Annotated in this window: 21 protein-coding genes and 1 other annotated feature; of the genes, 20 read left to right on the top strand and 1 reads right to left on the bottom strand. The window is 27.5% G+C overall.

Annotation, left to right across the window (positions count from 1 at the left end):
- The first annotated feature begins 294 nt into the window (after positions 1-294).
- From O212_RS0109125 to nth, 6 genes are all read left to right on the top strand, one after another.
- Positions 295-1,566: a CBS domain-containing protein gene (locus O212_RS0109125; protein WP_024614806.1), complete on the top strand. Its 1,272-nt coding sequence runs from the start codon at positions 295-297 to the stop codon at positions 1,564-1,566.
- A gap of 149 nt (positions 1,567-1,715) precedes the next feature.
- Positions 1,716-1,953: a binding site (T-box leader), on the top strand.
- Between the two features lie 63 nt (positions 1,954-2,016).
- A complete protein-coding gene (cysK, locus tag O212_RS0109120) occupies positions 2,017-2,919 on the top strand; it encodes a cysteine synthase A (RefSeq protein WP_024614805.1) in 903 nt (300 codons plus the stop codon).
- Positions 2,920-2,950: 31 nt separating this feature from the next.
- Positions 2,951-3,535, top strand: coding sequence for a serine O-acetyltransferase EpsC (gene epsC, locus O212_RS0109115; protein WP_029699282.1), 585 nt, complete (start codon positions 2,951-2,953; stop codon positions 3,533-3,535).
- A 28-nt stretch (positions 3,536-3,563) separates the two neighbouring features.
- Positions 3,564-4,544, top strand: a complete 981-nt coding sequence (queG, locus tag O212_RS0109110; RefSeq protein WP_024614803.1) for a tRNA epoxyqueuosine(34) reductase QueG — start codon at positions 3,564-3,566, stop codon at positions 4,542-4,544.
- A 55-nt stretch (positions 4,545-4,599) separates the two neighbouring features.
- On the top strand, positions 4,600-5,304 hold the full coding sequence (locus O212_RS0109105; protein ID WP_024614802.1) for a lysophospholipid acyltransferase family protein: 705 nt from the start codon (positions 4,600-4,602) through the stop codon (positions 5,302-5,304).
- Between the two features lie 71 nt (positions 5,305-5,375).
- Positions 5,376-6,011, top strand: a complete 636-nt coding sequence (gene nth / locus O212_RS0109100) for an endonuclease III (RefSeq protein ID WP_024614801.1) — start codon at positions 5,376-5,378, stop codon at positions 6,009-6,011.
- A 37-nt stretch (positions 6,012-6,048) separates the two neighbouring features.
- Here nth and O212_RS0109095 read toward each other — a convergent pair whose 3' ends face one another.
- The gene (locus O212_RS0109095) at positions 6,049-6,915 is read right to left on the bottom strand and encodes a DMT family transporter (protein ID WP_024614800.1); all 867 of its coding nucleotides are present in this window, start codon (positions 6,913-6,915) and stop codon (positions 6,049-6,051) included.
- Positions 6,916-7,062: 147 nt separating this feature from the next.
- Between O212_RS0109095 and O212_RS0109090 the strand changes: the two genes are divergently transcribed.
- The 14 genes from O212_RS0109090 (at position 7,063) to O212_RS0109025 (ending at position 22,869) form a co-directional block, all read left to right on the top strand.
- Positions 7,063-7,974 (top strand): D-alanine--D-alanine ligase, encoded by a 912-nt coding sequence (locus O212_RS0109090; RefSeq protein ID WP_024614799.1) that lies wholly within the window; start codon positions 7,063-7,065, stop codon positions 7,972-7,974.
- Positions 7,975-8,131: 157 nt separating this feature from the next.
- Entirely contained in the window at positions 8,132-8,830 is a 699-nt protein-coding gene (locus tag O212_RS0109085; protein WP_024614798.1) for a response regulator transcription factor, read from the top strand.
- Positions 8,820-10,370 carry a HAMP domain-containing sensor histidine kinase gene (locus O212_RS0109080; protein ID WP_024614797.1) on the top strand — a complete coding sequence of 517 codons (1,551 nt, stop codon included), beginning with the start codon at positions 8,820-8,822 and terminating at the stop codon, positions 10,368-10,370. Before O212_RS0109085 ends, O212_RS0109080 begins: the two co-directional genes overlap by 11 nt.
- Positions 10,371-10,457: 87 nt before the next feature.
- Positions 10,458-11,414: a glycoside hydrolase family 25 protein gene (locus O212_RS0109075; RefSeq protein WP_024614796.1), complete on the top strand. Its 957-nt coding sequence runs from the start codon at positions 10,458-10,460 to the stop codon at positions 11,412-11,414.
- Between the two features lie 150 nt (positions 11,415-11,564).
- Positions 11,565-12,965, top strand: coding sequence for a VanW family protein (locus O212_RS0109070; protein ID WP_024614795.1), 1,401 nt, complete (start codon positions 11,565-11,567; stop codon positions 12,963-12,965).
- Between the two features lie 164 nt (positions 12,966-13,129).
- Positions 13,130-13,969 carry a Cof-type HAD-IIB family hydrolase gene (locus O212_RS0109065; RefSeq protein ID WP_024614794.1) on the top strand — a complete coding sequence of 280 codons (840 nt, stop codon included), beginning with the start codon at positions 13,130-13,132 and terminating at the stop codon, positions 13,967-13,969.
- A gap of 26 nt (positions 13,970-13,995) precedes the next feature.
- Positions 13,996-15,009, top strand: a complete 1,014-nt coding sequence (splB, locus tag O212_RS0109060) for a spore photoproduct lyase (RefSeq protein ID WP_024614793.1) — start codon at positions 13,996-13,998, stop codon at positions 15,007-15,009.
- 183 nt (positions 15,010-15,192) lie between these two features.
- Positions 15,193-15,654: a tRNA (cytidine(34)-2'-O)-methyltransferase gene (locus O212_RS0109055; RefSeq protein ID WP_024614792.1), complete on the top strand. Its 462-nt coding sequence runs from the start codon at positions 15,193-15,195 to the stop codon at positions 15,652-15,654.
- Between the two features lie 19 nt (positions 15,655-15,673).
- On the top strand, positions 15,674-16,522 hold the full coding sequence (locus tag O212_RS0109050; protein WP_024614791.1) for a DegV family protein: 849 nt from the start codon (positions 15,674-15,676) through the stop codon (positions 16,520-16,522).
- Positions 16,523-16,624: 102 nt separating this feature from the next.
- Positions 16,625-17,701, top strand: a complete 1,077-nt coding sequence (locus tag O212_RS0109045) for a BMP family ABC transporter substrate-binding protein (protein ID WP_024614790.1) — start codon at positions 16,625-16,627, stop codon at positions 17,699-17,701.
- A 222-nt stretch (positions 17,702-17,923) separates the two neighbouring features.
- Positions 17,924-19,303, top strand: coding sequence for an RNA polymerase factor sigma-54 (gene rpoN, locus O212_RS0109040; protein WP_024614789.1), 1,380 nt, complete (start codon positions 17,924-17,926; stop codon positions 19,301-19,303).
- A gap of 148 nt (positions 19,304-19,451) precedes the next feature.
- Complete coding sequence (locus O212_RS0109035; protein ID WP_029699279.1) at positions 19,452-20,510, top strand: sugar-binding domain-containing protein; 1,059 nt, start codon at positions 19,452-19,454, stop codon at positions 20,508-20,510.
- A gap of 53 nt (positions 20,511-20,563) precedes the next feature.
- On the top strand, positions 20,564-21,565 hold the full coding sequence (gap, locus tag O212_RS0109030) for a type I glyceraldehyde-3-phosphate dehydrogenase (RefSeq protein ID WP_024614787.1): 1,002 nt from the start codon (positions 20,564-20,566) through the stop codon (positions 21,563-21,565).
- A 113-nt stretch (positions 21,566-21,678) separates the two neighbouring features.
- The gene (locus O212_RS0109025) at positions 21,679-22,869 is read left to right on the top strand and encodes a phosphoglycerate kinase (protein ID WP_024614786.1); all 1,191 of its coding nucleotides are present in this window, start codon (positions 21,679-21,681) and stop codon (positions 22,867-22,869) included.
- Positions 22,870-22,889 lie beyond the last annotated feature (20 nt).

The raw sequence follows: 22,889 nt of genomic DNA, 5'->3' as shown, positions 1-22,889 counted from the left end.
TTTTGAGTTTTATATAATATAATGTAATTATAGAGTAAGTTTATTATAAACATAAAATAAATTTATTATGTGAAAATTTATGCGGTTTTGTGTTATAACAAAGCCATTTTTTATTGTTATAAATTCAAGAAAAAAGGATGGTGAATTAATAAATGGAGACTGGACCCAATTTAAATGACAACCCAAAACTCAATAATGTCTTAGGGGAAACTCCTATTTAATTTATAAACTTTTTAACTGTCATAATTAATAGTTATAATGTTTCTCCTATAGGCAATAAGGAGGAGAATTATAATGAAGCAAATGACAGTATTTTCTTATACAGATATATTAGGAAAAAAGATATATGATGAATTTAACGATAGTATGGGTATATTAAAAGATGTATATGTAACTACAGAAGAAGGGTACCCAAAAATAATTGGTTATAAAGTAAAGAGAGATGGTTCTATATATCACTATGAATTTAGAGATATAAATTTTTATAAGTCTGATGGTAAAGTAACTATAGAAACAAAGGGAAGTAAAGAAATACTTCCAAGAACTTATAGTTATCTTTTATCAAGACATCTTCTTGATAAGAAGATTGTAGATATAAATGGTAAAAAAGTAGTTAGAGTTGATGATTTAAGAATAGCTAAAATTGCTGGTGAATATAGAGTTGTGGCAGTTGAAACTGGGCCACTTGTTAGATATAAAAGAATGGGACTTAGCTTTTTAATAAAACCTATATATAAATTGCTTGGGAAAAGTTTTGAAGAAACTGTTTTAATGTGGGATGACGTTGAATCATTAGAGATGATAAATAATAATTTAAAGTTACAAGTGCCATATAAAAAGCTTTCAAAATTACATCCAGCTGATCTTGCGGACATATTAGAAGAACTTGATACTAAATCAAGAAAGCAAGTTTTTGAATCACTTGATGATGATTTAGCTGCAAATACATTAGAAGAATTAGATCAAGAATATAAAGGTAAAATTATAAAGGAATTATCAGAAAGCAAAGCAGCTGAACTTTTAGAAAATATGCCAAGTGATGAAATTGCAGACCTTTTGGATGAATTAGATGAAGAAGAAAGAGAAAAAATATTAGTAAACCTTGAAAAAGAGGATGCTGAAGAAGTAAAAGAACTTTTAGAATATGAAGATGAAACTGTTGGTAGTATAATGGCTAAAGACTTCATATCATTAAATTTAGATATAACAGTTAAAGAAACAGTTGATATATTAAAAGAGATGCAACCTGATGAAGAAGTTATGTATTATATTTACATAACTGATAATGAGGACAAATTACAAGGTTCAGTTTCTTTAAGAGAATTAATATTAAGTAATGGAAATAATAAATTAAGTGAAATAATGGAAACGAATATTAACTATCTGAAACATGAAGATTATGTTGATGAAGCGGTAGAAATAGCTAATAAATATGATCTTTTATCAGTTCCGGTAGTTGACGAAGAAGAAAAACTTATAGGTATAGTTATAATTCATGATATAGTTGATGAATATTTATATCCATTATGGAAGAAGAAAAATAGAAAACCAAAAGAAAAATATTAAAATATAAGTGTGGTAAAACTATTTAAGATGTTTAAATCTTTTTAGTAATACTGCACTTTTTTTATTAAAATTTAAATTTTATAAAAGTGTTGACAATAAAATAAAAGAGAATATAATAATATATATAAAACATATCAGAATACTCTGAATTAAAAACTATGAAGAAGGAAAGTAGTATAAAGGAATATTACAGAGAGAAAAGCATTGCTGAGAGCTTTTTATAAAGAATTTATATGAAGTGCCCTTTGGAGTTGTGGTCTGAAATTTTAGTAAGACTCTCCGGATTCGCCCGTTATAGCGATAAAGTATTTTAATGTACTTGAATTTAAAAGAGGAATTATTTTAATTCAATTAGAGTGGAACCGCGGAACTTACTTCGTCTCTATATATTTAGAGAAGGAGTTTTTTTTATACATAAAATTAAAAATAGAAATTTTGGGAGGTATTAATATGATTTACAATAACAGTTTAGAAATGATAGGAAACACACCAATATTAAAAATGAGAAGTACGGATAAAGATAGTGCAGACATATATGTAAAACTTGAAAAATTTAATGTTGGTGGAAGTGTAAAAGATAGAGCTGCTCTTGGAATGATAGAAAAGGCAGAAAAAAATGGGATACTAAAAGAAGGAGATATCATTGTTGAACCAACAAGTGGTAACACAGGAATAGCTCTTGCAATGATAGGAAATCTTAAAGGATATAAAGTAATAATAGTTATGCCAGATACTATGAGTGAAGAAAGAAGAGCTTTAATAAGAGCTTATGGAGCAGAACTTATATTGACTGATGGAAGTAAGGGAATGAAGGGAGCTATAGAAAAAGCAACAGAACTTTCAAATAAAGATGGATACTTTATGCCACAACAATTTGAAAATAATGCAAACAAAGAAAAGCACTATGAAACTACAGCTATAGAAATATTAAATGATATAAATGATTTGGATGTTTTTGTTGCAAGTGTTGGAACAGGTGGAACAGTTACAGGAATTTCAAAAAAATTAAAAGAACAAATAAAAGATTTAAAAACTGTAGCAGTTGAGCCAGAAAATTCTAAAGTATTAAGTGGTGGAAAACCTGGACCACATAAAATACAAGGTATAGGGGCTGGATTTATTCCTGCAATATATGAAAGTGAATATGTTGATGAAATAATTACGGTAACAGATGAGGAAGCATTTGAGGCAGCAAGAGATTTTGCAAAAGAAGAAGGAGTATTAATTGGAATATCTTCAGGAAGTGCAATAGTAGCTGCTAAAAAGATAGCAAAAAAATTAGGAAAAGGTAAAAAAGTTTTAGCTATAGCACCAGATGGTGGAGAAAAATATTTATCAATGGGTTTATACTAAAGAAATTTAAAATCTAAAGGAGGAACTGCTCTTGTTTAAAAATTTAAATTATGATTTGGAAAGAATATTAAAAGAAGATCCAGCAGCAAGAAGTAAATTAGAAGTGTTTTTATTATATCCATCAGTTCATGCATTAATTGCATATAGAATATCAAATAAATTATATAAGCATAAATTATTCTTTTTAGCTAGATTAGTATCGCAAATAAGTAGATTTTTTACTGGAATAGAAATTCATCCAGGAGCTACAATAGGAAAAGGGTTATTTATAGATCATGGAATGGGTGTAGTAATTGGAGAAACAGCAGAAGTTGGAGATAATGTTACTATATATCATGGAGTAACTTTAGGAGGAACAGGAAAGCATAAAGGAAAGAGACACCCCACTATTGGAAATAATGTTATAATAGGAACTGGGGCTAAAGTTTTAGGTCCTATAAATATTGGGGATAATGTAAAAATAGGTGCTAATTCAGTTGTTTTAAAAGATATAGATGATAATAAAACAGCAGTTGGAATACCTGCAAAGGTTGTTCAAAAAGTAAGTGCTAAAATTATAACAATTAAAAATATTAAAGGTGAATATAAAGATATATATAACGAAATGATAATTTAAATATGGAGTTTAGTAAATGTGTTTGAAAATGGATATAAGAAATGAAATTTTAAAATTTTGTAGCAGTTTAAATTTAGATTTAGTTGGCTTTATAAAGTGTAGAAAATTTAAAGAACTTGAAAGTTTCTTAATAGAAAGAAAGGCTTTAAATCTTCAAAATGAATTTGAAGAAGAAGATATAGAAAAAAGAATAAATCCTAATATATATATGGAAGAGGGAAAGACTATTATATCAATAGCTTTCCCTTATGCTACTTTAGAAAACTTTAATGATAATGGTTTTTCTATTTATACAAAAGGGTTAGATTACCATAAAGTTTTGCATGAATATTTAGATAAAATATGTGAATTTATTAAAGAAATTGGAGGTAAGGCTGTTTCTTTAGTAGATAGTAATTCTTTACCTGAAAGATATATAGCAAGTTTAGCTGGTATTGGATTTGTTGGAAAAAATAATATGATAATTACGGAAAAGTATGGTTCATATATTTTTTTAGGTGAAATAATAACTGATTTGGAAATATATGAAGAAGATAAAATTACGTTAGAAGAATCATTAAAATATAAAAAATGTGGTGAATGTAACATTTGTTTTAATGAATGTCCAACTAAGGCAATTAATAAATTTAGGAAAAATACTAATATTTGTGTTTCTTATTTAACTCAAAAGAAGGAGTTAAGTGATAAAGAATTGAATTTATTAAATGGAAGAATTTTTGGCTGTGATAGTTGTCAATTAAAGTGTCCATATAATGAAAATATAAAATTTTCAAATATAGAAAAATTTAGAGTAAAAGACTTTATGAAAGATAATGATGAAGATTTTATAATAAATTTAAATAATAAAACATTTAAAGAAAGTTATAAAAATACTTCTTGTGGTTGGAGAGGAAAAAATACTTTGATAAGAAATGCAATAATAAGAAAAGCTAAGCTTAAAAAAGAATGTATAAAAGATATAAAAAGTGAATCTCCATACATAAATAATTATATAGATAGACTTTTGTAAGTATCTAGAATATAATATAGGTTGATTAATATTTTAGGAAGTGGGTGGGAATTTTATGTTATCACCATTTATGGCAAAGCTTATAGGAATGTTACCAGAAAGCTTAGTGGTGTACGTTGGAAAGAAAATTACTGACGGATACATAAAAAATCATGCAAATATGCATATCAATGGATATGAAAAAATAAAGGATATAAAAGGCCCTATAGTCTTTATATGTAATCATTTGAGTAATGCAGATGGGTTACTTTTAAATAAAATGCTAAAAGAAGATTTTGATCCATATTTTGTAGCAGGAGTTAAGTTATCAGGTGATCCTATAACTAATATAGGTATAAAAATGGTTAAAAATATTCCAATAAAACCAAATACAGCTGATAAGGAAGCTATGACAAGAATGGTAAAAGTATTAAGAGGGGGAGAAAATCTTTTAATATTTCCTGAAGGAACAAGAAGTAGAACTGGGGCTATGATAGAAGGTAAAAAAGGAATATTACTTCTTGCTAAAGTTAAAGGTGTAACTGTTGTACCAATAGGAATGGCTGGAACTGATAAACTTTTACCAATATGTAAAGATGGTGATATGGGTGGAGAAGTTTGGCAAGATGCTGATGTATATGTAAACTTTGGTGATCCATTAACATTACCAAAAAAAGAAAAAGAAGAAACTAAGCATGAATACGATGATAGATGTATGGAAATTTTAATGAAATCTATAGCTAAGGAATTACCAGAAAGTTATAGAGGTGTATATAAATAATTAAATTTTAAAAACTCGCTCTAATATTTTTTAGGGCGAGTTTATTTAAAATAGAAAACGGGGTGTGAATTATGAAGAAGAGAACAAAAGAAATACTTGAAATATTAAAAGAAATTTATCCAGATGCAAAATGTGAATTAAATTACAAAACACCTTTTCAATTATTAGTGGCAACAATTTTATCAGCTCAGACTACTGATAAAAAGGTTAATGAAGTAACAGAAACCCTTTTTAGAGATTATGGAGATTTAGATTCATTTTTAACTTTAACAAATGAAGATCTTGAAAAAAGAATAAAACAAATTGGTTTATATAGAAATAAAGCAAAAAATTTAGTGCTTATGGCAAGGCAGCTTAAAGAAAACTTTAATGGTGAAGTTCCAAAAACAATGGAAGAGATAATGTCACTTGCTGGAGCTGGAAGAAAAACAGCAAATGTAGTCTTATCAAATGCTTTTAATGTTCCATCTATAGCAGTTGATACACATGTATTTAGAGTTTCAAATAGATTAGGACTTGCTAACTCAGATAATGTTTTAGAAGTTGAAAAGCAGCTTCAAAAAGAATTACCTAAAAAGGAATGGTCACTTACACATCATCTTTTAATCTTTCATGGAAGAAGATGTTGTTCATCTCAGAGACCAAAATGCTTTGAGTGTCCTTTAAATCATTTATGCAAATGGAAAGATAAAAAAGAATATATGTAAAAAGCTAAGACAAATTTTGTCTTAGCTTTTTTAAAAATTATTTTAAAGATTTACTAGCTAATTTATTGTTATATATAAACATTGCAATTGAAGCTCCTATTACAATTAAATAACCAATTAAACTAAACTCTGTTGGAACTTGTCCGAAAAGTATAAATCCAATAAATGCAGTAAATATTATTTGAGTATATGAATAGATTGAAATTTCTTTTGCTGGTGCATATTTATATGCTGAAGTTAATGAGAATTGTGCAACAGATGCAGCTACCCCAGCCATTAATAAATAAAATAATTGAATTAGACTAAATGGTTTAAAAGTTACAATTACAAATGGTAATGTAAATAATATTGAAAATAATGAGAAAAAGAATACTATAGTAGGACCTTTTTCACGATTGCCTAAAAATCTAACAAAAGTATAAGCAGCACCTGCAAATATAGCTGAAGATAATCCAATTAAAGCTGGTATAATACTTAAGCTAAAGGAAGGTCTTATTATAAATAAGCTTCCAAGAAATGCAGTTATTAAAATTATAAATTGATTTTTTGTAATTTTTTCCTTTAAGAAAAGACTTGAGAATATTATTACAAAAAATGGTGAAAGTTGATTTAACATATTAGCGTCAGCTAATATTAAATGTTCTATTGCATAATAGTTAGCTATAATTCCAAGCGTTCCAAGAAGTGCTCTACAAAATAAGTATTTTCTATTTTCTTTTTTACCAAATAAACTATCTCCACTTTTTTTAATAACATAAAAAGCAACTACACAACTTACAAGATTTCTAAAAAGACTTTTTTGGATTGATGGTAAGTCGCCAGATAGTTTTACAAATGTACTCATAACAGCAAATGAAAGAGCTGATATTATCATAAGAATAATAGCTTTGTTTTTATTATTCATGTAAAAATCCTCCTATTTAAAATTTTTCTATGATAACAATATACTATTCTACAAATAAATGCAAATTTCATATTAAAGTTATACATTTTTTTTTAGATAGTGATATAATATTATAAGTTAAAATTTTATGCGCTTTGGAGGTACAGTATGAAAGTTGGAGTTATAATGGGAGGTATCTCATCAGAAAGAGAGATATCATTAAATAGTGGAGAATCAATATTAGAAAGCATAGATACTAAAAAGTATGATGTTTGTAAAATTGTAATAGATAAAAAAGAAGATATAATAAATAAAGTTAGAGATGAAAAGATAGATTTTGCATTACTTGCACTTCATGGTCAATTTGGTGAAGATGGAACTGTACAATCAGTATTACAATGTTTAAATATACCTTATTCAGGTTGTGGTCCATTAAGTAGTGCAGCATGTATGGATAAAGATATGACAAAAAGTCTTTTAAAAGCAGCAGGAATTAGAACTGCACCTTGGTTAAACTTAAGAAGTGTAGAAGAAATAAATTATGATAAAATAGAAGAACTTGGTTATCCAGTAGTAATAAAACCAACACATGGAGGATCAAGTGTTGCTACATTCATTATAAAAGATAAAAGTGAAGTTTTAAAAGCTGTAGAAGAAGGATTTAAATGGGATACAGAAGTTATGATTGAAAAATTTATAAAAGGAGAAGAAATAACTTGTCCAATTTTTAGTGATAAAATGTATCCAGTACTTGCTATAAAACCAAAATCAGAATTCTTTGATTTTGAATCAAAATACCAAGATGGTGGAGCAGATGAATTTATAATAAATTTAGAAGAAGACTTACATGAAGAAGTTGAAAATATGGCTCTTTTAACTTACAGAGCATTAAAATGTTCAGTATATGCAAGAGTAGATATGATAATAACAGAAGACAAGGTTCCATATATATTAGAAGTTAACACATTACCTGGTATGACTAAAAATAGTTTATTCCCAAAAAGTGCAGCTGGAATAAATATTTCATATAGTGGCCTAATAGATAATATAATAGAAGCTTCATTAAAAGAAAAAAGATAATAAATTTATAATATAAAAAAGGCTAGGCTTTAAAAGTTTAGCCTTTTATTTTTATATTATAATTTTTAAGAATTTATTAAGGAATTATTGTTTAATTATTTAAGATGTAAAAATTATAATTTTAAATATACTATTAAAATAGTTTGGAGGAATTAATTTGAGAAAAGAGAGAATTTTAATTGTTGATGATGAAAAAGAAATAAGAGATTTAGTTGAAATATATTTAAAAGGTGAAGGATACGAAACACTTAAAGCACAAGATGGGGAGGAAGCATTATATTTACTTAGAGAAAATGATATAGATTTAGTAATATTAGATGTTATGATGCCAAAATTAAATGGTATAGAAACTTGCCTTAAAATAAGAGAAGAAAGTGAAATGCCAATTATAATGCTTTCAGCAAAATCAGAAGATATAGATAAAATATTAGGGCTTAATATGGGAGCAGATGATTATTTAAGTAAGCCTTTTAATACATTAGAATTAATAGCTAGAGTAAAATCTCAGCTTAGGAGATACAAAAAATTTAACAATAAGCCAAAAGAAGATTCAGAATTAACAATAGTTATAGATGATTTATGCATAAAATTAGATACTCATGAGGTATTTTTAGGAGAAAATAGTATTAGATTTACTCCAACTGAATTTGATATATTGGTTTTACTTGCTAAAAACCGTGGAAAAGTATTTTCAATGAGAAATATATATGAAAGTGTATGGGACCAAGAATATATGGAATCTGATAATACGGTTATGGTTCATATTAGAAAGATAAGAGAAAAGATAGAGGAAAATCCAAGAAGTCCTAGGTTTTTAAAAACAGTTTGGGGGGTAGGATATAAAATTGATAAATAGAAAAAAGAAAAAAGATAAGGAGCCTAAAGAGAGAAAAAGAGAGAAGTTAAAAAGAAAATACGAAGAGTTTAAGGAAACAAAGTTAGGTATTAAAATTAGAGAATTAATTGAAAAATTTGATACTAAAATAAAGCAAAGTATTAGATTTGAACTTATGATTATGTTTGCTATATGTTTTATAATTTCAACAATATCATATGGAATATTAAATGATATGTTTAAAAATGTCCATACTAATGCAGAAATAAGATATGATTATAGTGATATGGAACATAGTGCTCAAGGTATAGTAAATGAGATAGAACATGAGAGTATAAGTAATGATATAAAAATAACTAATAAAGATTTCTTTAATAATTTAATTGATCGTTATTCAAGTGATAACAATAAAATTTATATAACTGATATAGATGGTAAAGTTTTATATAGAAATCAAAATGCATCAGAAGAAAAAATAGATATTTATACAGTACTTAAAAATGTTTCTAAAAATCCAAAAGATGAGTATGAATCAAGAGAATATACAGCAGTATATCCTATTGATGTTGATGGTGGTAAATTTTATATGATATATACTGGTATTCCTAGTGCAAGAATAGAATATGTTGATTATTTAGTTTCAAATTCTTATTTAGCTTTAACGTTATCTATAATAATATTTATAGTAATATTCTTAATTGCAACTAATAAGAAAACAAAATATTTAGATGAAATTGCAAAAGGAATTAAAGCTATAGCAGATGGTGATTTATCTCATAAAATACCTGAAAATGGAAATGATGAAATTGCTAATATAGCAACCAATGTAAATAACATGGCAAATGAAATAAATAATAGAATAGAAGCACAAGAAGAGGCTGAAAAAACAAAAGCTGATCTTATAACAAATGTTTCACATGATTTAAGGACACCATTAACTTCTATAATGGGATATATAGGTCTTTTAAAAGATAAAAGATATACAGATGAAAAATCAATGAATGAATATTTAGATATTGCTTATAATAAAGCAGAAAAGCTTAGAATACTTATAGAAGATTTGTTTGAATATACAAAGTATAATAATAAAGGAATAAAGCTTAATAAAGTTGATGTAAACTTAGGTGAATTTGTTGCCCAAGTTTCAGAAGAATTGAAACCTTATTTTGAAAGCTCAAGTGTAGATCAAATAAAAACATTATCAGATGAACCAATAATAGTAAGTATAGATCCAGATAAAATGGTTAGAGTATTAGAAAATCTTTTAACTAATGCAGTTAAATATTCTTATAAACCAGGAGCTGTAATTATTGGTGTTTATTCAAAAGATGGATATGCAACAATAGCTGTAAAAAATAGAGGAGAAAGTATTCCAAAAGAAAAGATGGATAAATTATTTGATAGATTTTATAGAATGGAAGAATCAAGAAACACAAATCTTGGAGGTTCTGGGCTAGGTCTTGCTATTTCAAAAAATATAGTAGAGATGCATAAAGGTGAAATTTGGGGAGAATGTTATGGAAATGATATAAGTTTCTATGTAAGGCTTAGAATTAAATAAATTATATAATTTTATGAATAATGTAACCTTAAGCTATTTTATTTAATATCTTAATAAGGAATAAGTATTTTTACTTTTGGAGGAGTTATGCAAGATAGAAATCCTAAAAGTACCTTTGGAATAGATATAAATGAATATAGCCAAGGTGTTGATTTTACGGTACTAGCAAAAACAATTGATTTTTTATATTTAAGATCTTCAGGGTCAGGCAGTGGATCTTTTAGAGTTGATAAGAAGTTTTTAGAATATGCTGCAGAAAGTAGAAAATATGGCATACCGGTTGGTGCATACCATTATGCAGTGCCTTCTTATAATCTTTTAACAGCTGATTCACAATGTGATGATTTTATAAACATTCTTCAAAAAGGATTTGGAAATAAAAATTATGGGGATTTATTTCCCGTATTAGATGTTGAAGCGCCAATAGAACCTAAAATAGGTACAGATGCACTTCTTAACTGGGTTGATAGATTTAGAAAAAGATTTGAGAAAAAAACTAGAAGAAGACTTATGCTTTATACAGGGTTATTTTTTATACAACTTTATGATGATTTTAAATCCAGTGAAGGAACATATCCATTAAAAAATATGCCTCTTTGGATTGCTATGTATACAAATATACCAAATAATCCAAAAGTTCCTCCAAATGTAGGAGGATGGACAAGGTGGAGAATTTGGCAATTTAGTGAAAGTCAAAAAGTTCAAGGAGTTAATAATCCACTAGATGCAAATTGGGGACCAGATAATTTAGATCTTTTAATGCAACCAAAACAAGTAAATGGATTAAAGGCATGGAAAGATGATAAATATATTTATGTATCATGGAAGAAAAATAGTGATATAGATTTATTGGGATATAATTTGTTTATAGATAATTATTGGGTTGGTACAGTTGATAGAGATGATACTTCTTTTAGAATTCCTTTAAGTAAAATTTATAAACCTAACAATAGGGTTTTAAATATTACTATAGAAGCTTTTGATTATGATGGTGAAACATCACAAATTAGAAGTTTATATAAGTTAGATGGTAGGATAATATAAAATAATATCATAGAAGTTAATAAGAGTCTTTCAAAATAAAAAATGAAAGACTCTTTTAATAAATTAAAAAAAAGTATTAAAAAATAATAAAAAATGTTATATAATGGAAAATGATGGAAGGGATTTTAAATGACAGGGGGAAGGTTAAAAATGAGTTCAAGTGGAGATGAATCATTAAGCAAAAAAGGTGATTCGAAAAAAAAGATAATTATAGGAATTACTGCTTTAGCTTCAATGATGATTATAGGTGGTATTGCATATGGTGTATCAGCCAATAATGCAATAAATGAATGGAGCAATAAAATTTATCCAAATGTTTTTATTAAAGAAATAAATGTTGGTGGTATGACAAAGGAAGAAGCTAAAAATGCATTAAACAATAATTATACAAAAAATATAGGAAATAAAGAAATTATAGTAAATATTAAAGGTAAAGATAAGGAGTTTGAAGCAAATTATTCTGAAATATCCCCTAAATATGATGTGGATAAAGCAATAGATGAGGCGTTTAATTATGGAAAAGACTCAAACTTTTTTAAAAAGAATTCCTTAATAAAAAATAAAAAAAATTATAAACAAGAAATTCAACTTAACTTTACTTATAACAACAAGAAATTAACTTCATTAGAAGATAAAATAGTTAAAAAGTTTACTATATTGCCTAAAGATGCTACTATATCAATAAATGGGAAAATTTTAATAACTCCTGAAAAAGTTGGGTATGGAGTAGATAAAAAAGAGTTAGATAATAAATTTAAAGAAGAATTAAATGGTGATATTGGAAATGAAACTAAGATAGTAGTAGAAGAAAAAGAAGTAATGCCTAAAGTAACTAAAAAGGAACTTTCAAAAATTGATGGTGTTATGGGAGAATTTACAACTTCATATCAATCATCGGATTCAAACAGAGCAACTAATATACAAGTTGTAACTAATTTTGTTGATGGTACAGTTTTAATGCCTGGAGAGGAATTTAGTTATAGTGAAACTAGTCAAAAAGATAAAAGTCTTTATAAAGAAGGAAATGCATATATAAATAATCAAGTAGTAAAAGATATTGGTGGCGGAATATGTCAGGTTTCAACTACTTTATATAGGGCTGTAATGAAGGCTAATATAAGATCAACAGAAAGATATAATCATTCACTAACAGTTGGATATTCAAAACCTGGACTTGATGCTACTGTTGCATGGGGATATTTGGATTATAAATTTAAAAATCCTTATGACTTCCCAATATATATAAAAGGAATAACACATAATAAAATGGTAACCTTTAAAATATATGGAGATGTAGATGGATTAAAAGGTAGAACTTATGATATGACAAATGAAGTACTTAGAGTTATAAATCCAACAGAAGAGATAATAAAGGATCCAAATTTAGAAGAGGGTAAGAGAATTGTTGAATCTAATGGACAAACTGGATATGTAGCAAGAGGTTATCAATTAACATATGAAAATGGACAGCTTATAAAAAAAGAATTAGTATCTACGGATAATTATGCTATGGTACCTAGAAAAGTTAGAGTTGGAACTAAGAAAAAATAAAGTTTGGATTAATGGTTAAAAAAGTTAAAAAACTCTTAATTAAATAAATGAATGTGGAAAAATATGATTATTTTTCATAAAATATAAAATAGGATATTATGAATTAAAAGCAAGTTATAATATATAACTTGCTTTTGTTATAGAAAGATATTGGAGATGGATATATGATTTATAAGATGGTATGTATAGATATGGACGGAACTATGCTTGGAAAAAGAAAATCTGTATCAGAAGAAAGCAAAAAGACTATAAAAGAAGTTAGTAAAAAAGGTGTTCAGGTAGTTGTTACAACAGGCAGACTTTATAATAATGCAGCTTATTATTCAAATCTTTTAGGTGCATCAGATGCTGTAATAGCTGGTAATGGAGCTGTTATAAGAGAAAAGTCTAAAGATAAACCTATATTTAAAAGTGAAATAGATTTAGAAATTATAAAAAAACTCCTTCTAGCAGCAAAAAAATGCAATGTAGTATTACATTTACATACAATTGATGAAGTTATAACAAATAGTAAAGTTAGCAGTTTAATAGCAAAAATAGTATTACCTGATATAAAAAATAGAGATTTCCCAGTAAATATTAAAGTTATTAAAAACTTAAAAGATATTGATGATAGTATAAAAGGTTATAAAGGAAAAGTAACTAAATGTATAATGTTTTCACCTTTTAAAGATAGAACAGAAATGTTTAGAAAAGAATTAGATAAAATTGATGGAATAACTTATTATTGTTCTGGTGGAAGAAGCATAGAAATAAATAAATTAGGTGTATCAAAAGGAAATGCTGTAAAAATGTTAGCTAAATATTATGGAATAAAGAGAGAAGAGATAATTTGTATTGGTGATAATGAAAATGATATATCAATGATAGAATATGCAGGACTTGGTATTGCTATGGGAAATGGAATTCCAAAACTTAAAGAAAAAGCAAATTATATAACAGATACAAATGTAAATGATGGTGTTAGAAAAGCTTTAGAAAAATTCATATTAAACAAAAGATAGAGAGATACTATTTTAGAGGTGATTTTATGTTTAATCCATCTAAAGTAGTATTTGATGAAAAATCATTAGAATATCCTTTAGGAAAAAAATTGTTAGAACTTTTTAAAAAAGAAAATAAAGATATAACAATAAATAAGGGTGGAAGAGTTATTGGAAAAAAAGGAGAAACTCCAATACAAAGTTTTGTATCTGGAAAAAGAACTTTAGTTATAGGAGTAAGAAAGATAACTGAATTTCAAAGTTGTAAGCCTTCAGCTAATTATCAATTACCATTAGTAAGTGGTTGCAGTGGTATGTGTGAATATTGTTATTTAAATACTCAACTTGGAAAAAGACCGGCAACTAAAGTTTATGTAAATATAGATGAAATTTTAAATAAGGCATTAAAATATATAGAAGAAAGAAAGCCGGCTATAACAGTATTCGAGGGTGCTGCAACATCGGATCCAATACCAGTTGAACAATACAGTGGTGCTATGAAGCGTGCTATAGAATTTTTTGGTGAAAATGAGTATAGTTTATTTAGATTTGTAACTAAATTTAAAGATATAGATTCATTAATTGGAGTTAAGCATAATGGAAGAACAACAATAAGATTTAGTTTAAATACAGATAAAATTATAAATGAATTTGAAAGAGGAACAGATTCTTTTAAAGAGAGGATAAATGGAGCTAAAAAGTTATATAATGATGGATATAAAATTGGATTTATAATAGCTCCTGTATTTTTATATGATAATTATAAAGAAGATTATTTAGAATTAATAAAAAGTATTGGAAATGAGTTTAAAAATAAAGAAAGAACAATAGAAATAGAAGTTATAACACATAGATATACAGAAAGAGCTAAAAATCAAATATTAAGTGTTTATAAAGATTCGAAACTTCCTATGAATAAAGAAGATAGAACATTAAAGTATGGACAATTTGGTTATACAAAATATGTTTATAATAAAGATATTTTGTTAGAAGTTAAAAATTTTTTTGAAGAAAATATAAAAAAATACATATGTAATTGTATAATAAAGTATATTATTTAAAAAATAATTTTATCTTATTTAAATTTAAATATTAATGATATAGCCAGCTTTAAATGCTTTGACTAAAGAGAAGGTATGTAGTATTATTTTTATTATAAGTTTAAAAATAAACTTTTGAAATCTTAAGATGAATGCGAATTCATCTTCTTTTTTCTGTTTATATGATTATGGAAGGTGATTTTTTTGAATTTAAATATAGTTATGTATCAACCAGAGATACCACAAAATACAGGAAATATAGCAAGAACTTGTGTATTAACAGGAGCTAAATTACATTTAATAAAGCCTTTAGGATTTGATATAAGTTCAAAACAAGTAAAAAGAGCAGGGCTTGATTATTGGGACGAATTAGAACTTGAAATTCATGAGAACTATGAAGATTTTATGAAAAAGTATGGGGATAAGAAAATATATTTAGCAACAACTCATGGTGGAGAACACTATGATGAAATTAAGTTTAATGAGGGAGACTTCATTATGTTTGGAAGGGAAACATGTGGAGTGCCAGAAGATGTTCATAATGCTCATGAAGGATTAAGAGTACCAATGATAAAAACAAGTACAAGAAGTTTAAATCTTTCAAATACAGTTGCTATAGTTGCATATGAAGCATTAAGACAAATGGGATTTCCTAATATGAAATAAAGTAAAGGGGAATGAGGGAATGGAAAAGATTAAAATTATTACAGATAGTACCGTTGATTTACCAAAGGAACTTTTAAAGGAATTGGAAGTTGAAGTATTACCAGTCCTTATAAATTTTGGAGAAGAAAGTTATTTAGATGGTGTTGAAATAAGTTTAGATGAAGTTTTTAAGAAAATAGATGAAGGGAATGTTTTCCCAACAACAGGTCAAATAACTCCAAATAGATTTGTTGAAACTTACAAAAAATATATTGATGAAGGTTACAAAGTTTTAGCTGTGTTAATGTCATCAGGTATGAGTGGAACATATCAATCAGCTTGTCTTGCAAAGCAAATGTTAGAGACTGAAGATGTTTATATTGTAGATTCACAAACAATAACAGCAGGACTTGGAGTTTTAGTTTTAAAGGCAACAAAGCTTAGAGATAGTGGATTATCTATAGAAGAAATAGTAAAAGAGTTAGAAGAGGTTAAACCTTATATAAATAGTTCATTAAGTTTTGACTCTTTAGATAACTTAGTTAAAGGTGGAAGACTTCCTAAGGCTGTAAGTGTTGTTACAGGAATGCTTGGAATAAAACTTATTCTTGAAGTTAAGGATGGAGTTATGGACGTAAAAGGTAAAGTAAGAGGTCCTAAAAAAGCAGTTAAAAGAATTATAAGTGATATGGAAGAACTTAAACCAAGAAAAGATATGCCAGTACTTTTAGTAGATGTAAATTATGATGAGATAACATCTCCATTAAAAGAATACTTAGAAAGCAATAATATTGATTATATTGAAGGTCCTGTTGGTTGTTCAGTAGGAATACATTCAGGAAATAAAGCAGGCGGATTATTTTTTATAAGTGAAAAATTAAATAAATAATATAAATAGAGGAGTATCAAATTTTGATGCTCCTTTATTTGTATTAAAAAATATTTTTGGGAAAAGATAAAATTATATAAATTTTATCGAGGTGAGTCGCTTATGGATAAACTAAAGAGAAACAAAGAAATCTCAATATTATTGTTATTATTAGTAAGTTTATATTTAATTATGTTAGTTGGAGGTTGTAAAGATGGAGTAAATTTAGTCAATAGACAGCAAATAAATATTGCTATTTTAGCTCAAAATTTTAATGATAAATCGTTTGGCTTTCTAGCAAAAAAAGGTTCTGAAGAGGCTAAAGCAAAATATGGAACAGAAACAGAATATGTTGAATTTCCATTTGAAGTTGAAGGTAGTTCTGAACAGATTGATAATCTACTTAGAAAGTCAAGTGAAGATAATTCAATGGTAATATGTATGGGAAGAGAAACAAAATCTTCAGTTGAAAAAGTTTCTAGAGAAAGAAGAGAAAAAAGTTTTACGATAATTGATTCAAAGGTTGAGGAAGCAAATGTTAAATCAATAATATTTAAACATCAAGAAGGTAGTTTTTTAATGGGAGTAGTTGCAGGTTCTGAAACAAAAACTAATCAAGTTGGATTTGTTGGAGCGCTGAATGATGAAATGGGATTAGAATTTTGCAATGGATATATGGCAGGAGTAAAAACTGTAAATGAAAAAGCTGCTAAAGGACTTATAGATGGAATAGATACTAGATTTATTCAAACTTATTCAGATGAAAAAAAAGCTTATGAAAAAGCTATTGAATTGTATAATCAAGGGTGTGATATAATATTTCAAACTTGTGGCAGGGCCGGAATTGGAGTTTTTAAAGCTGCTAAGGAAAGAGGTAAATTAGCTATAGGTGTAGATGTAGACCAAAAGGTAGAACTTCCAGAGTATAAAGATCAAATAATATCATCAATGATTAAGAAAGTGGATAAAACAGTATTGAATTCTTATAAGGAAATGGAAGAAGGAAGTTTTAAAAGTGGTATAGATAATATAGAAGAATATGGTGTTAAGGATGATATAATAGACTATGCACCTTCAACAGAAGAAAGTGTATCAAAGGAAACTATGGAAAAGTTAAAAAAATATAAAGAAAATATAAAAAATGGAGCGCTTGAAATACCTAAAAAAGTTTATGAAGTTATAGAATTTAAAGCAGAATAGTACAAAAATAGACAATTAAGAAAACAATTACATTTTAGTTTATAAGTAAATTTGTATATGATATAATAATTTATAAAACAAGTAATTTATAAAACTTTAGGTGGAGTTTATCTCCATCTAAATTAATATTATATTAAAACAAAATAAATTTTACATAAAACAAATAATTAAGTTATGGATGTTATATATTAATAATAAATTGTGGATGGGAAGGGTGATATTATGAAGATGGAATATTCTATGAATTTAACTCAAGAACAAAAGTTAGTAATGACGCAAGAAATGCAAATGTCTATAAAAATGCTTCAGATGTCAGTAAATGATTTAAGAGAATACATAGATAAAGAATATGAAGAAAATCCAATACTTGATATAAAAGACAATAGCCAAGAAAAATCTTCAATAAGTGAAGATAAGGTTATGGACAAGTATGATTATAAAGAGATGATAAAATATTTTGAGTTTGATAACTATGGTGCTCAAAGTTATAGCAATTATGATGATGAAGAATTATCACCATTTAATTTTATATCTGAGAAAAAATCATTAAAAGAATACTTACATGAACAACTTATGGAAGTTTCTATTGATGAGTACACAAAGCAAATTGGAGATTACATTATAGAAAACTTAGACCATAGAGGATATTTAGAATGCGATTTAAAAGAAATATGCATAGAACTTAAAATAAGTGATGAAAAAGGAGAGGAAGTTCTTGAGATAATTCAAGATCTTGAACCTTATGGTATAGGAGCTAGAAATATAAAAGAATGTTTACTTATCCAATTAAATAAATTAGCTTTAGATGATGATATTATAGTTAAAATGGTTGAAGATCATCTTGAAGATATAGCAGAAAATAGATATGGAGTTATTGCTAAAAAATTAAACATATCACCTAGAGAAGCTCAAAGATATGGAGATGTAATAAAAAGGTTAGAACCAAAGCCATCAAGAGGTTTTTATACTGGAGAAGAAGTTAAGTTTATAATTCCTGATGCAGCTATAAGAGAAATTGATGGAGAATTTATAATAATAATGAATGATAGTGTTTTACCTAAATTATCTATAAACAAAACATATAAAGATGTATTAACAAATAATGATGAAAATGCATCAGAATATGTAAAAGATAGACTTAATAAAGCTTTATTTTTAATAAAAAGTATTGAACAAAGAAGAAGTACTTTATATAGAGTTTTAGAAATAATAATAAAAAAACAAAGAGAATATTTTGAAAAAGGATATAATTATTTAAAACCTATGACATTAAAAGAAATTGCAGAGGAATTAGAAGTTCATGAATCAACAATAAGTAGAGCAATTAAAGAAAAATATATTTTAACTGATAGAGGAACTGTTAGAATAAAAGATTTATTTACAACAGCAATATCTGCATTAAATAGTGAAGATACTGGAGTTATAAAAATAAAAAATAAAATAAAAGAACTTATAGATTCAGAGGATAAAAAGAAACCTTATTCAGATCAATATATAAGTGATAAACTTAAAGAAATTGGAATGAATATATCAAGAAGAACAGTGGCAAAATACAGAGAGGAAATGCAAATAAGATCTTCAAGTAAAAGAAAAAGGTTATAAAGAATAAAGGAATAAATTTCCTTAAAATATAAAATAAAACGTTAAATTAGGTATAAAAATGAAAAAAAATAAAATTTATACTTTAAAAATTAGTCAATATAACTTATAATAAGGTTGTGGGACAAAAACATTAAGTGTGGGACGCTTTATGACCAAAGGAGTGTTGAAGTTGCAGGAAATATTAAAGTTAGAGAAAAAGATAGTTCCTGAACTTATAGAGGTACTCGAAAAAAGGTACAATATATTAAGGACTATATTTTTGAATCAGCCTATAGGAAGAAGAGTTTTAGCTAATGAACTTTTACTAAGTGAAAGAGTTGTTAGAACTGAAGTAAGTTTTCTTAAAGGGCAAGGATTAATAGAAGTTAACACAGCAGGTATGAATGTAACAAGTGCTGGTGAAGAGATAGTTGATAAATTAAGTGAATTTATTCATGAAGTTAGAGGATTATCAGAAATAGAAAAAGGAATTAAGACAGCTCTAAATTTAAAAGATGTTATAGTAGTACCAGGAGATATAAATATTAATCAATCAGTACTTAAAGATATTGGAAAAGCAGCGTCTAATTACTTAAGAAAAATAATAAAAGCCAATTCAATTATTGCATTAACTGGAGGAACTTCAGTTAAAGAAGTTGTTGAAGCTTTTGGAAGTTTAAGAAATGTTCCAAACATTTTAGTAGTTCCAGGAAGAGGTGGTCTTGGTAGAAATGTGGAAACACAGGCAAATACATTAGTAGCATCGCTTGCTAAAAAAGTAAATGGAACTTATAAAATGCTTCATGTTCCAGAAAGTGTTAGTTTAAAAGTTCTAAATTCTTTAAAAGAAGAAGATTCTATAAAAGATGTTGTAGATAGTATACATAATGCTAATATATTTATATATGGAGTTGGAAATGCTTTTGAGATGGCTAAAAAGAGAGGACTTACAGAAGAAAGTGTAAAAAAACTAACAGAGCTTAATGCTATAGGAGAAGCATTTGGATGTTATTTCGATAAAAATTCAATAGTAGTTTCAAGTACAACTGCTATTGGAATAAATATAAATGAAGCCAGAAAAATTAACACGCATATTGTTGTGGCTGGTGGAGAAAATAAAGTTGAGCCGATTATAGCGACTCAAAAAAATAATGAAAATGGTGTTTTAATCACCGATGAGGCTACTGCAAGAGAAATCTTGGACATTATGAGTAGCCAAAATAATTAATTTGTTTATAAAAAAAATTTTTATAAAAGCTATTTTTAGGAGGTATTTACATTATGGTAAATGTAGCAATTAATGGATTTGGAAGAATAGGAAGATTAGCGTTAAGATTAATGATCAACAACCCAGAGTTTAACGTTGTTGCAATCAATGACTTAACAGATGCTAAAACATTAGCTCACTTATTCAAATATGACTCAGCACAAGGAAGATTCGATGGAGAAATCGAAGTTAAAGAAGGAGCTTTCGTAGTTAACGGAAAAGAAATTAAAGTAACTGCAGAAAGAGAACCTAAGAACTTACCATGGGGAGAATTAAACGTAGATATCGTATTAGAATGTACTGGATTCTTCGCTTCAAAAGAAAAAGCTTCAGCTCATATCGAAGCAGGTGCTAAGAAAGTTGTTATATCAGCTCCAGCTGGAAACGACCTACCAACAGTTGTTTATAACATAAACAATGAAATATTAAAGGCTAGCGATACAGTTATATCAGGTGCTTCATGTACTACAAACTGTTTAGCTCCAATGGCTAAAGTATTAAATGATCAATTTGGATTAAAAGAAGGATTCATGACTACAATCCACGCTTACACAAATGACCAAAATACATTAGACGCTCCACACGGAAAAGGAGATTTAAGAAGAGCAAGAGCTGCTGCTGCTTCAATCATCCCTAACTCAACTGGTGCTGCTAAAGCAATCGGATTAGTTATCCCAGAATTAGCTGGTAAGTTAGACGGAAACGCTCAAAGAGTTCCAGTAATCACTGGTTCATTAACTGAGTTAGTTTGTGTACTTGACAAGAACACTACAGTTGAAGAAATAAACGCTGCTATGAAAGCTGCTGCAAATGAATCATACGGATACACTGAAGATCCAATAGTATCATCAGATGTAATCGGAATAAGCTTCGGATCATTATTCGATGCAACTCAAACAAAAATCATGGAAGTTAACGGACAACAATTAGTTAAAGTTGCTTCATGGTACGACAATGAAATGTCATACACTAACCAATTAATCAGAACTTTAGGATACTTCGCTAACTTAAAGTAATCTATTAATTAGATAGTAAACATAAAGTTTTATAAGTCTGGTTTTGTAGTATAAGGCTATAAGGCCAGACTATTTTAAAATATGGATATAATTTATTTTAAGAGGTGAAAAGAATGAACTTCAATAAAAAGACTATAGAAGATATCAATGTAAAAGGTAAAAAAGTTCTAGTAAGATGTGACTTTAACGTACCACTAAAAGATGGCGTTATAACTGATGAAAATAGATTAAATGGAGCACTTCCAACAATCAAATATTTAGTTGATAATGGAGCACAAGTTATCCTTTGCTCACATATGGGTAAACCAAAGGGAGAACCAAAGCCAGAATTATCATTAGCACCTGTTGCTAAAAGATTAAGCGAAATGCTTGGAAAAGAAGTTGTTTTTGCAGCTGACGACAATGTTGTTGGAGAAAATGCTAAAAAAGCAGTAGCAGAAATGAAAGACGGAGACGTTGTTTTATTAGAAAACACTAGATACAGAAAAGAAGAAACTAAAAACGGAGAAGAATTCTCAAAAGAATTAGCTTCACTTGCTGAAATATTCGTAAACGATGCTTTTGGAACAGCTCACAGAGCTCACTGTTCAACAGTTGGTGTTACTGATTTCATAGATACAGCTGTATGCGGATACTTAATTCAAAAAGAATTAAAATTCTTAGGAGATGCTGTTGAAAATCCAGAAAGACCATTTGTTGCAATTTTAGGAGGAGCTAAGGTTTCAGATAAAATCGCTGTAATAAATAATCTTTTAGATAAAGTTGATACTTTAATAATTGGTGGAGGAATGGCTTACACATTCTTAAAAGCTCAAGGATTTGAAGTTGGAACTTCATTAGTTGAAGAAGATAGAGTTGAATATGCTAAAGAAATGATCGAAAAAGCTAAAGCTAAAGGAGTTAACTTCTTACTACCAGTAGATCATAGAGTAGCTACAGAATTCAAAGATGTAGAAGCAACTATAACAGAAGATCAAAATATTCCAGCAGGAAGTATGGGATTAGATATCGGACCAAAAACAGAAGAATTATATGCTGATGCAATTAAAGATGCTAAAACAGTTATCTGGAATGGACCAATGGGAGTATTCGAATTCGAAAACTTCAACAAAGGTACAATTGCAGTAGCTAAAGCTATGGCTGATTCAAACGCTACAACTATAATAGGTGGAGGAGATTCAGCTGCAGCTGTAAACATCTTAGGATTTGGAGATAAGATGACTCACATCTCAACTGGTGGTGGAGCATCACTTGAATTCTTAGAAGGTAAAGTATTACCAGGAATAGATGCTTTAAACAGCTAATTGGCTGCCTAAATAGTTTT

Source organism: Clostridium sp. Ade.TY (genome assembly GCF_000498355.1).
Classification (GTDB): domain Bacteria; phylum Bacillota; class Clostridia; order Clostridiales; family Clostridiaceae; genus Clostridium.
Note: the sequence above shows the minus strand (reverse complement) of the source record. Positions and strands in the feature narration are given on the sequence as shown.